The following is a 13,233-nucleotide window of genomic DNA, read 5'->3' on the forward strand; positions in this document are numbered from 1 at the left end:
AGATTGAGCATGGCCAGTGTGAAGAAGAATATCGCGGTAGCGGGTTGCGGGTACTGGGGCAAAAATCTGGTTCGTAACTTTGCCGAAATCGGTGCATTGGCCGCTGTGTGTGACAATAACCCCGATTTGGCCAATGCCATGTCGATCCAGCATAATGTTCCGGTCCTGACATGGGATGCGGTTCTGGCGGACCCGGCGATTGCGGGTGTTGCCATCGCTGCGCCGGCCGCTTTGCACTACACGCTGGCGAAGCAGGCGATGCTGGCGGGCAAGGATGTGTTCGTTGAAAAGCCGTTGTCGCTGGACGTGAATGAGGCGCAGGAATTGTGCCAACTGGCCGAGAAGAATGGCCGCATTCTGATGGTTGGGCATTTGCTGCAATACCATGCTGCCTTCCTGAAGTTGAAGGACATGGTCGCGGCCGGTGAGCTGGGCCGTTTGAACTACATCTACTCTAACCGCCTGAACCTCGGCAAAATCCGCCGGGAGGAGGACATTCTCTGGTCCTTTGCGCCGCATGATCTGTCCATGATTCTGGCGCTGGCCGGGCAGGAGCCGGAACAGGTTCATGCCCACGGCACCTATACCCTGCATAATTCCATTGCAGACGCGACGATCACACATCTGGAATTTGCCAGCGGACTGAACGCGCATGTGTTCGTGTCCTGGCTGCATCCGTTCAAGGAGCAGAAGCTGGTCGTGGTCGGTGAAAAGGGCATGGCCGTGTTTGATGATGGTCAGGCTTGGCCGAACAAGCTGACTTTGTACCGCCACGCCATTCAATGGAACGGTGATGTACCGGTGCCGGAAAAGGCCGATGGCGAAGCCGTTGAACTGACTGTATCCGAACCGTTGCGTGGCGAGTGCCAGCATTTTGCTGATTGCATCGACAGCCGTAAGCCGGCCCGTACGGATGGCCGCGAAGGCTTGCGCGTCCTGAAGGTCCTGGATCGCGCGTCCAAAGCGCTGAAATCCGAACGCCCGGTGGTCAAGGCCGTTGAAAACACCCATCCCGGCGTGATGGTGCATGAAAGCGCCTATGTCGATCAGCCAAGCACGATTGGCGCGGGCACAAAGATATGGCACTTCTCCCACGTTTTGCCGAACACGGTCATTGGAAAAAATTGCGTGATTGGCCAGAACTGCGTGCTTGGCCCTGATGTCAGCGTTGGCAATACCTGCAAAATCCAGAATAACGTCAGCCTGTATAAAGGGGTCGTGCTGGAGGATGGCGTGTTCTGTGGTCCGTCCTGCGTGTTCACCAACGTGAACAATCCGCGGGCGGAAATTGAGCGCAAAAGTGAGTATCGCCAGACGTTGGTAAAACGTGGAGCGACGATCGGCGCGAATGCGACCATCGTATGCGGCCATACGTTGGGTGAATATTGCTTTATTGCGGCCGGTGCGGTGGTGGCCAGCGATGTTCCGGCGTTTGCCTTGATGGCTGGCGTTCCGGCCAAGCGGATTGGCTGGATGAGCCATGCGGGCGCGAAGCTGGGTGCTGACCTGATCTGCCCGCTGTCGGGTGACAAATATCGTGAAGAAAACGGCACGTTGGTGCTGGTTGAACAGGGAAAGAAGGATGCGACCCATGGCTAATGCAAATCTGAAGCTGGTAAAACCTGAGGCGGACATTCAATTTATTGACCTGAACGCCCAACGTTTGCGCATCACCCCGGCGGTGGATGAGGCTGTTGTGCGTGTGATTCACCACGGCAAGTACATCATGGGTCCGGAAGTTACGCAGCTGGAATCCGAACTGGCCAAATGGGCGGGCTGCAAGCATGTGCTGTCCTGCGCCAATGGCACGGATGCTTTGGGTCTGGTCCTGATGGCCAAGGGCGTGGGCGCGGGTGATGCGGTTTTTGTTCCGGCCTTTACCTTTGTGGCGACGGCGGAAGTTGTGGCCTGGGTTGGGGCGACGGCGTATTTCGTCGATGTGCTGGAAGACAGCTTCAACATGGACCCGGAAAGCCTGAAAAAGGCGATTGCGGCGGCGAAGGCGGATGGTTTGAACCCGGCGGCGGTGATCCCGGTGGATCTGTTCGGTCAACCGGCAAATTATCCGGTCATCAATGAGATCGCCGCCGAAAGCGGCATGTGGGTCATGGCTGATTCCGCGCAAAGCTTTGGCGCATCGTTAAATGGCAAAAAAGTCGGATCCATGGGGCTGGCCACGGCGACCAGTTTCTTCCCAGCGAAACCGCTGGGCTGCTATGGCGATGGCGGTGCGGTGTTTACCGATAGCGATGAAATGATTGCTCTGCTGAAATCCCTGCGCGTGCATGGCCAGGGTTCGGATAAATACGACAACGTCCGCATTGGCATGAATGGTCGTCTGGATACGATGCAGGCTGCCGTCCTATTGGAAAAACTGAAAATTTTTGGTGATGAGTTGGTTGCCCGTCAGAAGGTGGCCGATCGTTACAATGATGGCTTGCGTGATGTGATCAAGGTGCCGGAGCTGGACAAGGGTGCGACCAGCGCTTGGGCGCAGTATACACTGACCCTTAAGTCGGGTCAGAATCGTGCCGCCGTGATGGATGCGTGCAAGGCCGCAGGCGTCCCGACCATGGTTTATTACCCGATCCCGCTGTCGCAACAGCAAGGGTATAAGCATTACCCGTCCGTTCCGGGCGGTGTGCCGGTATCGGAACGCCTAGCGCAAGCGGTATTCAGTCTGCCAATGCATCCGTATCTGGATGCGGAGACACAGGATTACATCATCGGCGTTGTCCGTGATGCTGTCGCCGGATAAAAAACTGGTCTACCTCGCGCTAGAGGCTACGCGCGAGGGTTCGGCCAGCTTCGTCCATGTCAATGAAATTGCAAACGGCCTGCGTGCGCGGGGCTGGGATGTCACGTTGGTGCAACCAGCCTATGCGCGCTTTAAAAGGTCACCGCCATTGCCTGTGCGGTTGCTGTGGTTGATGGCGTTGCAGGTAAAAATGTGGCTGTGTTGGCCGTTTCAATGTCGCGGTTCCGTGTTGTATGTGCGCAACCATAATCTGGCTTTTCCGACGGGACTGATTGCGCGTGTCTTTGGCGTACCCATTTTTCATGAAATTAATGGTCCATATGATGACGTGTTTATTACGCATGCGATCCTTCGTCCGTTTCAATCCGTTCTAATCTGGATGCAGAAACAGCAATTTCGCTGGGCCACGGGCTTGTGCGCGGTTTCGCCGCAACTGGCGGAGTGGGCCCGTGTGCAGTCGGGCGGGCGTCCAGTTGAATGGGTGCCTAACGGTGCTAATACGGATCTGTTTCATCCTGATGCTCAGCGGCCTGATGGATTACCGGATCGCTATGTTCTGTTCTTCGGTTCATTGGCTCGCTGGCATGGTGTGACGGCGATGATCGCGGCGGCCAGTTCTGCCCATTGGCCTGCTGGCGTTGATCTGGTCGTGATTGGGGCAGGACAGGAAAGCGCTACGGTTCAGGACGCGGCGCGGGCTCATGTGCATATTCACGCATTGGGTCACGTTCCACACCATCGGTTGGCGGGGTACATCGCCCATGCGATTGCGGGATTGGTTCCCATCAGTAATCCGGGGCAGCGGTCCGAAACGGGATTATTTCCGTTGAAAATGTTTGAAACATTGGCCTGTGCCGTGCCCGTGATTGTGACAGATTTTCCGGGGCAGGCGGATGTGGTCCGGGAACACGGGTGCGGGATCGTGATCCCGGCGGAGGATTCGGAGGCTTTGGCGCGTGCCGTGGCCGATCTGGCGCATAACCCGGATCATGCGGCGTCCATGGGGCGCAGGGGACTGGATCTGGTTCAGAGGGATTATCGCTGGCCTGTTTTGGCGCAGCGGACCGGGGCCTTTATTGAGCGTCAGATTTCGGCCAAAACCCCCGGATAATCGCCGTTTTTAACCTTTGTCCGGTTGCCGGGGCGGGTTAAACCCATTAAAACGGAACCCATGGCAACAGAATCGCAAAGCACCGTCCCGTACCGCGTTTTGGCCCGGAAATACCGGCCGCAGAATTTTGACCAGTTGATTGGTCAGGATGCGCTGGTCCGTACGCTGACCAACGCCATCAATTCCGGGCGGATTGCCCATGCCTTTATGTTAACCGGTGTGCGCGGGGTGGGAAAAACCACCACGGCGCGTATTATCGCAAAGGCGCTGAACTATACCGGGGCCGATGGCACGGCGGGGCCGACCACCGGACCGACGGATGATTGCGCCGTGTGCCAGGCGATTTCCGAAGACCGTCACCCCGATGTCATCGAAATGGACGCCGCGTCCCGCACTGGTGTTGATGACATTCGCGAAATTTTGGACGGTGTGCGTTACGCGCCTGTATCCGCCCGTTACAAAGTCTACATCATCGACGAAGTGCACATGTTGTCGAAGCAGGCGTTTAACGCGTTGCTGAAAACGCTGGAAGAGCCGCCGCCGCATGTGAAATTCATTTTCGCGACAACCGAAATTCGCAAAGTGCCCGTGACCGTTCTGTCGCGGTGCCAGCGTTTTGATTTGCGCCGCGTTGAAATTCCGGTGCTGGAAAGTCATTTCAAGAATATCTGTGGCTGGGAAAAGGTTGGCGCGGAAGATGCGGCCATTTCCATGATCGCCCGCGCCGCCGATGGATCGGTGCGCGATGGGTTGAGCTTGCTGGATCAGGCGATTGCACTGGGCGGTGGTGTTGATATTACCGCCGCGCAGGTGCAGGCGATGCTGGGCCTGGCCGACCGTGGCCGCGTTCTGGATTTGTTGGAACACGCGTTGAAGGGCGAAGCACCAGAGGCGCTGGAGATTATGGGCGACCTGCATCGTCTGGGCGCGGACCCGGCGGTGATCGTGCAGGATATGCTCGACCTGACCCATTTGATGACACGTCTGCGCGTTGCGCCGAAAACCAAGGACATGCCCGTGGGTCTGTCGCCCGAGGCGTTGGAACGTGCGATTGATCTGGCCGCGAAATTGTCCATGCCGTCTTTGGGGCGTGCGTGGCAGATTTTGTTGAAAGGCCTGGGCGAGGTTACGGCCGCGCCGAATCCGGTGGCCGCGGCGGAAATGGTGATAATTCGGTTGATCTATGCCGCCGATTTGCCGGACCCGTCCGATCTGTTGAAAAAGATCAAGGATATGAAAGACACGGGGGCCGTGGGCGCGCCGGGCATGAATGTAGATGCAGGTCGTAGCCCGGAGCCTGTTGGTTTGCGCGCGGTCTCGGGCGGGTCATCTGTTGCCATGGCAGCACCGATGCCTGTGGTTGAAGCCGCCCCCGTTGCGGCCCCGATGCAGGCTGTGGCGCTGAACAGTCTGAACGATGTTGTGGCCGTGTTGCAGGCCAATCGCGAAATTCGCTGGGCCACAGAGCTGTATAACTACGCCCATTTTGTCGCCATTCGCCCCGGTGTGCTGGAGGTTCGCATGGACCCGGAAGCCCATCCGAAAACAGCGCAGGAGGTGGGTGCCATCCTGACCCGTGCGATGGGAACACGGTGGTTGGTCTCTCTCTCATCCGCGCCGGGTGCGGGCACATTGGCCAGCGCGGAACGTGCGGAAATGGGTGCGAAAATTGAGGCCGCGCGTGCCCATCCAGTTGTATCGGAAGTTTTAGTACGCTTCCCCGGTTCCGACATCGCCATCAAAATTAAAGACAATTAAACGGAGATTTCCATGAACATTCAGAAAATGATGCAACAGGCCCAGGCCATGCAGACGAAAATGCAGGAATTGCAGGAACGTCTGGGTGAAATGGAAGTGCAGGGCATGTCCGGTGGCGGCATGGTGCAGGTTGTGATGACCTGCAAGGGCGAAGTGCGCAAGCTGACCATCAACCCGGAAGTCATCAACCCGGACGACCGTGAAACGCTGGAAGATCTGGTAATGGCGGCGATCAATGCCGCTCGCGCTGTGGCCGACAACACAATGACCGAAGAAACCCAGAAATTGATGGGCCAGTTTGGTATTCCGGGCGGGGCAAAGCTGCCGTTCTAATCGAACGGGCTTTGGTTCTACCTCTATGCGCATCCTGACATGGAATATCAATTCGGTTCGCCTGCGGATGCCGCTTTTGAAAAAGCTGGTTCGCGAATGTGCGCCCGATATGATCTGCCTGCAGGAAACAAAAACGCCGGACGATCTGTTCCCCTTGCGCGATGTCGAGAAAGCCGGATACGCCCACACCCACATCCATGGCATGAAATCCTATAACGGCGTTGCGATTTTATCCAAGGTGCCGTTCACCACGACCGAAATTCACCACCGCGTCGGGCGTGAAGATTGCCGCCATATCGCCGCGCATGTGCAGGTGGCCGAATTCAAAAAACCGTTGCAGATTCATTGCCTGTACATTCCCGCCGGTGGCGATGTGCCCGACCGCACTGTGAACGATAAATTCGGCCACAAGCTGGATTTCGTCGATGAAATGGCCGGATGGTTTGCGCAAGAAGGCAAGTCGAGCGACCCGATGATTGCGCTGGGTGATTTCAATATCGCGCCATTGGAACACGATGTGTGGTCGCATAAACAATTGCTGGATGTCGTGTCGCACACGCCGATTGAGGTCGAAAAACTGACCGCGATGCAGGATTCGTTGCAGTGGCATGATGCCATTCGCCATTTCGTGCCGGATGACCAGAAATGTTACACATGGTGGTCATACCGCAACCGTGATTGGAAAAAATCAAACCGTGGCCGTCGTCTGGATCACATCTGGGTGACCAAGCCGTTGGTGCCGCATTTGACCGGGCATGGTATTCTGGCCGCTGCACGCGACTGGGAAAAGCCCAGCGACCACGTGCCGGTGATGATCGACCTTGATCTCAAGGCCGCCTGAAACGCGCATTTTACGCACGGAAACCGTCCTGGATAATGCGTCCGTTAATTCTGCAATCAATTTGATTTAATTTGATTTATTTGACTTTTTTGTGCCATCCGGGCGATCATTTATTTATGCGCATCCTGCGCTGTTTTATGACGCGACATGATGGATCATGAATTTCGATTTGAATCTGCCTTATCACGTTTATTGTGAATCGGCCTCGTTCTTCGGGGTCTCCCAGCCATTGAATATTCTTTCCAACCTGGCCTTCATTGTCGGGGCGTTTTTGCTGTGGTCGCAGGATCGCGGGCGCGGCACGTCCTTGTCGCTGCTGGCCATGTTGATGGCGGTGGTCGGGTTTGCGGGGATGGTGTGGCACATCACCGGGCAACAATTTGCCGCCGCCATTGATATTGGCGCGCAACTGGTCATGGGAACGATCCTGACCATGATTTTGGCGCACCAGATTTTGCGCTGGCATCCCGTGAATGCGGTCATTGTTGGGGTGGTTATGCTGCTCTGTGCGATGTTGGGGCGGGATTTGGGGTTGCCGTTTATGTTGCAAAATGGCGGCGCGTTTTTGCCCGCCATGGTGTTTCTGGTTATTCTGGCTTTCGTTGAAATTCAACGTGGGCGCATGCGTGAGGCCAAATTCCTGATGGGGTCGGCCTATGTGCTGTTTGTGGGATTGGTTTTCTATTCGCTCGACTGGGCTTTGTGCTGGTCGTTCCCGTACGGCATGCATTTCGCGTGGCATCTCTGCATGGCCCTGTCGATCTGGCTGGCGGTGGAGGCCATTTGGACCGATCAACAGGACAATGCAAGAGAGGAAAAGCTGGCCTGAGCATTGTTGTCATCCCGAACGAATGTGAGGGATCCCATCTTGTGATACAGTGAGATCCCTCGTCGCTGCGCTCTGTCGGGATGACATTTAGGGGGCGGGCGCTTTTTCCGCCCGGATCAGGCCAATCATAAACGGCCCGCCCAGCAGTGCGATAAACCCGCCAAGGGCCAGCAAAGCGCCATCAATCCCCATGGAGCCTTCCAAAATACCAAAAACGGTCATGGCGGGAATGGCCATCACATGCACCATCAAACTGGCGGTGGACAGGATGGTGGCGCGCCGGGTGCTGTCCACCCGCTTGTTCAGCGCGGCCTGCATCCGGGGCTGGCCAAAGCCATAGACCAGATATCCGCACAGGATCAGCACCACGCCAACCCAGCCGATAAAAACCCCGGCCACAACGCAAATCATCACCTCAAATGCCAGCAGGCCGCCGAGAATATAACGGTTGGGCCAATGCGCGGGCAGGATATGGCTGAATTGTCCGGCCACCGCGCTGATCAGGAAACCGCACGCGCCCAATACACCGAACCATGCCGCCGGGACATCGTTGGCGATGTAATAAGGCTGCTGCGTCCACAACAAGACCTTTGTGCCGCAGAACATGACGGCCCCGGCGAAGATCAGCATGGCAACCTCACGGTGGCCGTGCAGGGCGTAACGCATGGTTTCGATCATGTCGGCAATGGGGTGTTTGTCCGCGGTGCGTTTGTGACGTGCGGGTTCCACCAGCAACGCCGCACAGACAATGGCGAACGCATAGCCAAATCCGGTCAGGCCCATGGCCAGATGCGGGTCGATGGAATACAAAAATCCACCCACCGCGCTGGCCGCGGCGATCGAATAAAATCCGTATGAAAAGCGTTTTCCTTCGCGCTTCGAAAATTCATCTTCGCGCCCCTGATCCAGCAAGGTGTCGTACAAGAACGCCTGAACCGTGCCGGAATTCAAACTGACCCCAACGCCGAGCAAACCTTGTGCTATACACGCATCCAGAAACGAATCCGCATTCCACAACAGGGCAAATCCCACCATGTTGATTGCACTGCCCAGGATCAATGTGTGCTTGCGTTTCCACACATCAGACAGCCATCCGCTGGGAACCTCCATCAACAGGACAACGGCGGAGAAAATAGCTTCTGCGATCATCAGTTCGCGAAAACCAATGCCAATCACATCCTGATAATACAACAGGAAGACGGGCAGGATAAAAATCGCACTGATCCCGATATTATGCAGGTTCAGAAGCAGGATATTGCGGTTTGTGAATTGGTCTTTTGTCATGTTTCTGTTTCCCATCTTACATCAAGGTCGGGCAATCCGTCTGTGTTAAAGCGCACATAATCGTGATGGTCCGTAACCGTTCCATCGGGCAGGACGGTGTTCATTTTCCGAAGGGCTTCCGGAATGAAGCCCAATTTTTCAATCACGCGCCGGCTGGCCTCGTTTCCGGTGGCGTGGGCAATGTCCACGCGCCGTGCTTTCAATGCGCCAAATGCATAGCGGATCAGGGCGTTTGTGCTTTCGGTGGCATAGCCATGGCCTTGCGCGCTTTTGGTCACCCAATAACCAATTTCAAAGGTGCGCACGGTCCAGCAAAACCGGTGCAAACCCGTACCCATCACGATGCGGCCGGTTTCGCGGTTTACGCCCACCATCATCATGTCATCGCGCCGGATAAATTTGGCGTAGGCTTCGCGCACGGTGGCCTCGTCATCGTCTGCGGTGCCCATGGTTTTGGCCCACGGCATCCAACGGCTTAATTGGTCCCAGGTTTCAACTTTGTTGGCGTGAATGGCCGCGCCATCGCCCGGCATGGCGGGGCGAAGGATGAGGCGGGGCGTGATGATCGGCATCGGAATATCGATCAAGATCGGGCGGATGTCGGTGGTCTGCATATATATCTCCTGTTCGGTTTTTATGAACCGAAAGGCGGATGCAGATGATATTCCGGATGGTTTGGGAATAAATCTGTCAGCCTTTCGGGGGTGGCTGACAGAGGGGAAACCCTTATTCCATCAACCCATCCATGGCGCACACGGATGCAACGAAGCCGCCCACAATGCCGGCCAGAATTCCTGTCTGGGCCAGATTTGCGGCAATAGCCTTCGTGTTCAGTGGTGCCATAAGGCGGTTCATGGAATGGTCCTCAAAGTTTGTTCATTCATGGAAACACAAGTCCACCTTGCGGCGCAACACAAATTTGTGATGAAAAAGGGATTCAATCATCGCCGTATGTGCGGTTATAATCCCCGCCATGAGCGATTCATTCTTTACACGGCATCTGCGCGATGCGGACGAAGGGTATTTTGAACATCTGGCTTTCACGTTGAAAGTCGGCGCGACGATGGTCGTGATTGCCTGTGTTGTGGTGATCCATGGGCTGTTGCCCTTCCTGTTCACCCATACGGGCAGCCGGATGCTGGACCGGCTGAATGCCGATATGGCCGCCCGTCGGGCCCATTGCCAGGCTAAATGCGCTCAAAAACGGTCTGAAAACGGCTGAAAATCACAAAAATCTCGCTTTTTACCCCCGGATTCGGGTATATCTCCGCCCATGAAACAGGTCAAAAAAGCTCCCACAGTTGGTATGGTTTCCCTCGGTTGCCCCAAGGCGCTGGTGGATTCCGAACGTATCATGACGCAGCTCCGGTCCGAGGGGTATGATTTCTCCGCCACGCATGACGGGGCCGATGTGGTCATTGTCAATACGTGCGGGTTTCTGGACTCGGCCAAGGAAGAATCGCTGGCCGCGATTGGCGATGCGCTGAAAGAAAACGGCAAGGTCATCGTGACCGGGTGCATGGGCGCCGAACCGGAATCGATTACAAAAATTCACCCAAAGGTGATGGCCGTGACCGGCCCGCAACAATATGAAGATGTTGTCGGCGCTGTGCATGATGTGGTCGCCCCGGTGCATGACCCGTATGTCGATCTGGTGCCGGAAGCGGGTTTGAAACTGACCCCGCGTCACTATGCCTATTTGAAAATTTCCGAAGGGTGCAACAACCGCTGCACCTTCTGCATTATCCCGTCTTTGCGCGGCGATCTGGTCAGCCGCCCGGCCCACCATGTGTTGTTCGAAGCGGAAAAGCTGGTCAATTCCGGCGTGAAGGAATTGCTGGTTATTTCCCAGGATACCTCGGCCTATGGCGTTGATCTGAAATACGCCGACAGCCCGTGGAAGGGTGGTCGCGTGCGCGCGAAATTCTATGATCTGTGCGCGGCGTTGGGGGATATGGGCGTGTGGGTGCGTTTGCACTATGTTTACCCGTATCCGCATGTGGATGATGTGATCCCGCTGATGGCGGATGGGAAAATCCTGCCCTATCTGGATATTCCATTCCAGCACGCCAGCCCCAACGTGCTGAAGGCGATGAAGCGCCCCGGCAATGTCGACAAAATCGCCGATCGGATCGGCAACTGGCGCAAACAGGTGCCGGATTTGACGCTGCGGTCCACCTTCATCGTCGGTTTCCCCGGCGAAACAGAATCCGATTTTGAAATGCTGCTGGATTTTATGAAGGACGCGAAAATCGATCGCGCCGGATGCTTCAAATACGAAGCGGTGCAGGGCGCGAAAGCGAACGATATCGACGGTGCCATTCCGGAAGAAGTGAAGCAGGAACGCTATGACCGTTTCATGCAGGTGCAACAAGGCATCAGCGCCGCAAAATCCGAAGCCAAAATCGATACCATCGTTCAATGTATTGTTGACGAGGTTGATGGCGAAGGCGGAGCGGATGCCCGTTCCATGGCCGACGCCCCTGAAATCGACGGCAAGGTCTTCCTGCGCGACGTTCCGTCGGATGTGAAACAGGGCGATTACGTCAGCGTGCTGGTCGAAGATGCCGATGCGTACGATTTATACGGCGTCGTTGTGGAATAACAAAAAAGCCCCGGATGGTCCGGGGCTTTTTTATGATCGGTCAATCCAGTTTTAAACCCACCATCTTCGGCGTACGAATACGGCTTTCCTGCCATTTCAGCATGTCACGCTCCAGATCCACGTCGATCTGGCCGAGGATGGTGGCGTTTTTGATGCCGTGTTTCAGGACATCGCTGTGCAGGTAGAAATCGCCCGTTTCTTCGTTGATGTGGATATGGTCATCCTTTGGGCTGGTGCGTAAGGGGCGGATTTGTTGGGCCAGTTCGGTCATGCGGGGTTGGGTGTAATACCGCATATCGGCGGACATGGACCAGCCCAGCAAGGGGTCGGAACAACGGACGCTGACCGTATAGGGGAAGATGTTCCGGCCATGCTTGGTCCGCACCGTGCCATCGGCTTGCAGGGTTTTGGGATCAGGGCTGATCTTTTTGATCAGGTCGATCCATTCCTGTTCCTGCTTCGTCAGCGGTTTGAAGAACAGGGCGCGGAAGGCTTTGGTCAGGAGGCCGGCCATCAAAAAAAGTCCTTATCCGTTGGTCGGGCGCGGGTTATTTGAGGCGTTTTGAATTTTCAGGTTCAGCATTTCGCGCGTGGCGTATTTGAACATTGTCACCTCGGTGGCCAAATCAATGCGGCCCAGAGCGGTGGCATTGTCCATGCCGTTTTTTTCAACATCACTGCGCAGGTAAAAATCACCCGTTTCGTGGTTCAGCATGATGCGGTCATTGGCAACCGGGCTGGACAGCAGGGGGCGCATTTGGCGTTTCAATTCGGCCATACGGTGGTGCAGGTCGGCCAGGTCAAAGGCGGGTTTCAAATCGCGTGTCATAATGAATATCCCTGTTTTTATAATTGAATGCCAAACCATAGCCCGGCGGCATCAAGGCGGCAAGGTGGCCAAATTAAGGCGTTGAAAAATAATAATTTTTTAAATCGGGGCTTGAAATGAGGGGGATGTGATCTCCCTTATTACGCAAGGGGGCAAGGCCTGTTTGTCGTGCCCTGAATAAGATTGGGCCGACAGCAGGCCTGTCTCCTTTCGCTGGGTGGGGTGTTTTGTTTGCAAACTTAAACACCATGAATGAAGTCAATGGAGGCTCCACATGAAAAATCTGATGCGTAGAATATTGCTGACCGGTTCTGTTCTGGTCCCTGGGTTTCTGGCTCTGGGCGCGATACCGGCTGGGGCTGAGACCGTGATGCGTGACACATACGTCAAGCAAATCGATATGCCCAACACAACCGTCGTGAATTTTGGTGCCTTCGATACCAACAAGGACGGTATCCTCTCCCGTGATGAGGTTGGTGAACGCCTGTTCATCAGCTTTGACAACGATGGCAATGGCGTCATTGATAACGTCGAATTTGATCAACGCAACGTGCTGACTTACATCCCGATGGAACGCGGCACGATCCTGTATTTTGATTATAACGATGACGGCATCATCGACGACATGGAAAAACTGAGCCAGCAAAGCTTTATCGAAAAATCCATGCTGGATCGGTTTGCCAAAGATCCGCGTGGCCTGTCCCCCCGTGACTTTATTGAAATGGGGTTCTGGCAACTGGATACTGATCGATCCCGTGTGATCGAGCTGAGCGAATGGAAACGCGGATACGAAGTTGCCCTGCGTCCAGAAGTCGCGGAATCGTATCTGTATAACCAGTAATCCGCAGGTTGAAAAAAAGCCCGGCACCATGATGGTGGCCGGGC

At 55.6% G+C, this 13,233-nt stretch carries 15 protein-coding genes; 10 read left to right on the forward strand and 5 right to left on the reverse strand.

Annotated elements, in window-relative coordinates; genetic code table 11:
* The first annotated feature begins 9 nt into the window (after nucleotides 1–9).
* From A11S_RS01420 to A11S_RS01450, 7 genes are all read left to right on the forward strand, one after another.
* Entirely contained in the window at nucleotides 10–1,599 is a 1,590-nt protein-coding gene (locus A11S_RS01420; RefSeq protein WP_015466695.1) for a Gfo/Idh/MocA family oxidoreductase, read from the forward strand.
* A complete protein-coding gene (locus tag A11S_RS01425) occupies nucleotides 1,592–2,758 on the forward strand; it encodes a DegT/DnrJ/EryC1/StrS family aminotransferase (protein WP_015466696.1) in 1,167 nt (388 codons plus the stop codon). Before A11S_RS01420 ends, A11S_RS01425 begins: the two co-directional genes overlap by 8 nt.
* A complete protein-coding gene (locus A11S_RS01430) occupies nucleotides 2,703–3,869 on the forward strand; it encodes a glycosyltransferase family 4 protein (RefSeq protein ID WP_235067905.1) in 1,167 nt (388 codons plus the stop codon). Before A11S_RS01425 ends, A11S_RS01430 begins: the two co-directional genes overlap by 56 nt.
* Before the next feature lie 60 nt (nucleotides 3,870–3,929).
* Nucleotides 3,930–5,627, forward strand: a complete 1,698-nt coding sequence (locus A11S_RS01435) for a DNA polymerase III subunit gamma/tau (protein WP_015466698.1) — start codon at nucleotides 3,930–3,932, stop codon at nucleotides 5,625–5,627.
* A 12-nt stretch (nucleotides 5,628–5,639) separates the two neighbouring features.
* The gene (locus tag A11S_RS01440) at nucleotides 5,640–5,960 is read left to right on the forward strand and encodes a YbaB/EbfC family nucleoid-associated protein (RefSeq protein ID WP_014101888.1); all 321 of its coding nucleotides are present in this window, start codon (nucleotides 5,640–5,642) and stop codon (nucleotides 5,958–5,960) included.
* A 25-nt stretch (nucleotides 5,961–5,985) separates the two neighbouring features.
* Nucleotides 5,986–6,801, forward strand: a complete 816-nt coding sequence (gene xth / locus A11S_RS01445) for an exodeoxyribonuclease III (protein ID WP_015466699.1) — start codon at nucleotides 5,986–5,988, stop codon at nucleotides 6,799–6,801.
* 157 nt (nucleotides 6,802–6,958) lie between these two features.
* Nucleotides 6,959–7,630 carry a hypothetical protein gene (locus tag A11S_RS01450; RefSeq protein ID WP_015466700.1) on the forward strand — a complete coding sequence of 224 codons (672 nt, stop codon included), beginning with the start codon at nucleotides 6,959–6,961 and terminating at the stop codon, nucleotides 7,628–7,630.
* A gap of 87 nt (nucleotides 7,631–7,717) precedes the next feature.
* On the opposite strand, the gene A11S_RS01455 is transcribed toward A11S_RS01450, so the two are convergent.
* From A11S_RS01455 to A11S_RS12130, 3 genes are all read right to left on the reverse strand, one after another.
* Entirely contained in the window at nucleotides 7,718–8,914 is a 1,197-nt protein-coding gene (locus tag A11S_RS01455) for an MFS transporter (RefSeq protein ID WP_015466701.1), read from the reverse strand.
* Nucleotides 8,911–9,528: a GNAT family N-acetyltransferase gene (locus A11S_RS01460; RefSeq protein WP_015466702.1), complete on the reverse strand. Its 618-nt coding sequence runs from the start codon at nucleotides 9,526–9,528 to the stop codon at nucleotides 8,911–8,913. Before A11S_RS01460 ends, A11S_RS01455 begins: the two co-directional genes overlap by 4 nt.
* 112 nt (nucleotides 9,529–9,640) lie before the next feature.
* Complete coding sequence (locus A11S_RS12130; RefSeq protein ID WP_015466703.1) at nucleotides 9,641–9,769, reverse strand: hypothetical protein; 129 nt, start codon at nucleotides 9,767–9,769, stop codon at nucleotides 9,641–9,643.
* A 118-nt stretch (nucleotides 9,770–9,887) separates the two neighbouring features.
* On the opposite strand from A11S_RS12130, the gene A11S_RS01465 reads away from it, so the two are divergent.
* Both A11S_RS01465 and rimO read left to right on the forward strand, forming a co-directional pair.
* Nucleotides 9,888–10,136, forward strand: a complete 249-nt coding sequence (locus A11S_RS01465) for a DUF6356 family protein (protein ID WP_015466704.1) — start codon at nucleotides 9,888–9,890, stop codon at nucleotides 10,134–10,136.
* A gap of 51 nt (nucleotides 10,137–10,187) precedes the next feature.
* The gene (gene rimO, locus A11S_RS01470) at nucleotides 10,188–11,519 is read left to right on the forward strand and encodes a 30S ribosomal protein S12 methylthiotransferase RimO (RefSeq protein ID WP_015466705.1); all 1,332 of its coding nucleotides are present in this window, start codon (nucleotides 10,188–10,190) and stop codon (nucleotides 11,517–11,519) included.
* A gap of 40 nt (nucleotides 11,520–11,559) precedes the next feature.
* Here rimO and A11S_RS01475 read toward each other — a convergent pair whose 3' ends face one another.
* Together A11S_RS01475 and A11S_RS01480 are read right to left on the reverse strand one after the other, a co-directional pair.
* Nucleotides 11,560–12,033, reverse strand: coding sequence for a hypothetical protein (locus A11S_RS01475; protein ID WP_015466706.1), 474 nt, complete (start codon nucleotides 12,031–12,033; stop codon nucleotides 11,560–11,562).
* A 12-nt stretch (nucleotides 12,034–12,045) separates the two neighbouring features.
* Nucleotides 12,046–12,348 carry a hypothetical protein gene (locus A11S_RS01480; RefSeq protein ID WP_015466707.1) on the reverse strand — a complete coding sequence of 101 codons (303 nt, stop codon included), beginning with the start codon at nucleotides 12,346–12,348 and terminating at the stop codon, nucleotides 12,046–12,048.
* 274 nt (nucleotides 12,349–12,622) lie between these two features.
* Between A11S_RS01480 and A11S_RS01485 the strand changes: the two genes are divergently transcribed.
* On the forward strand, nucleotides 12,623–13,189 hold the full coding sequence (locus tag A11S_RS01485) for an EF-hand domain-containing protein (protein WP_015466708.1): 567 nt from the start codon (nucleotides 12,623–12,625) through the stop codon (nucleotides 13,187–13,189).
* The last annotated feature ends 44 nt before the right edge of the window (nucleotides 13,190–13,233 follow it).

It is taken from the genome of Micavibrio aeruginosavorus EPB, from assembly GCF_000348745.1.
In the GTDB taxonomy this organism is placed as follows: domain Bacteria; phylum Pseudomonadota; class Alphaproteobacteria; order Micavibrionales; family Micavibrionaceae; genus Micavibrio; species Micavibrio aeruginosavorus_A.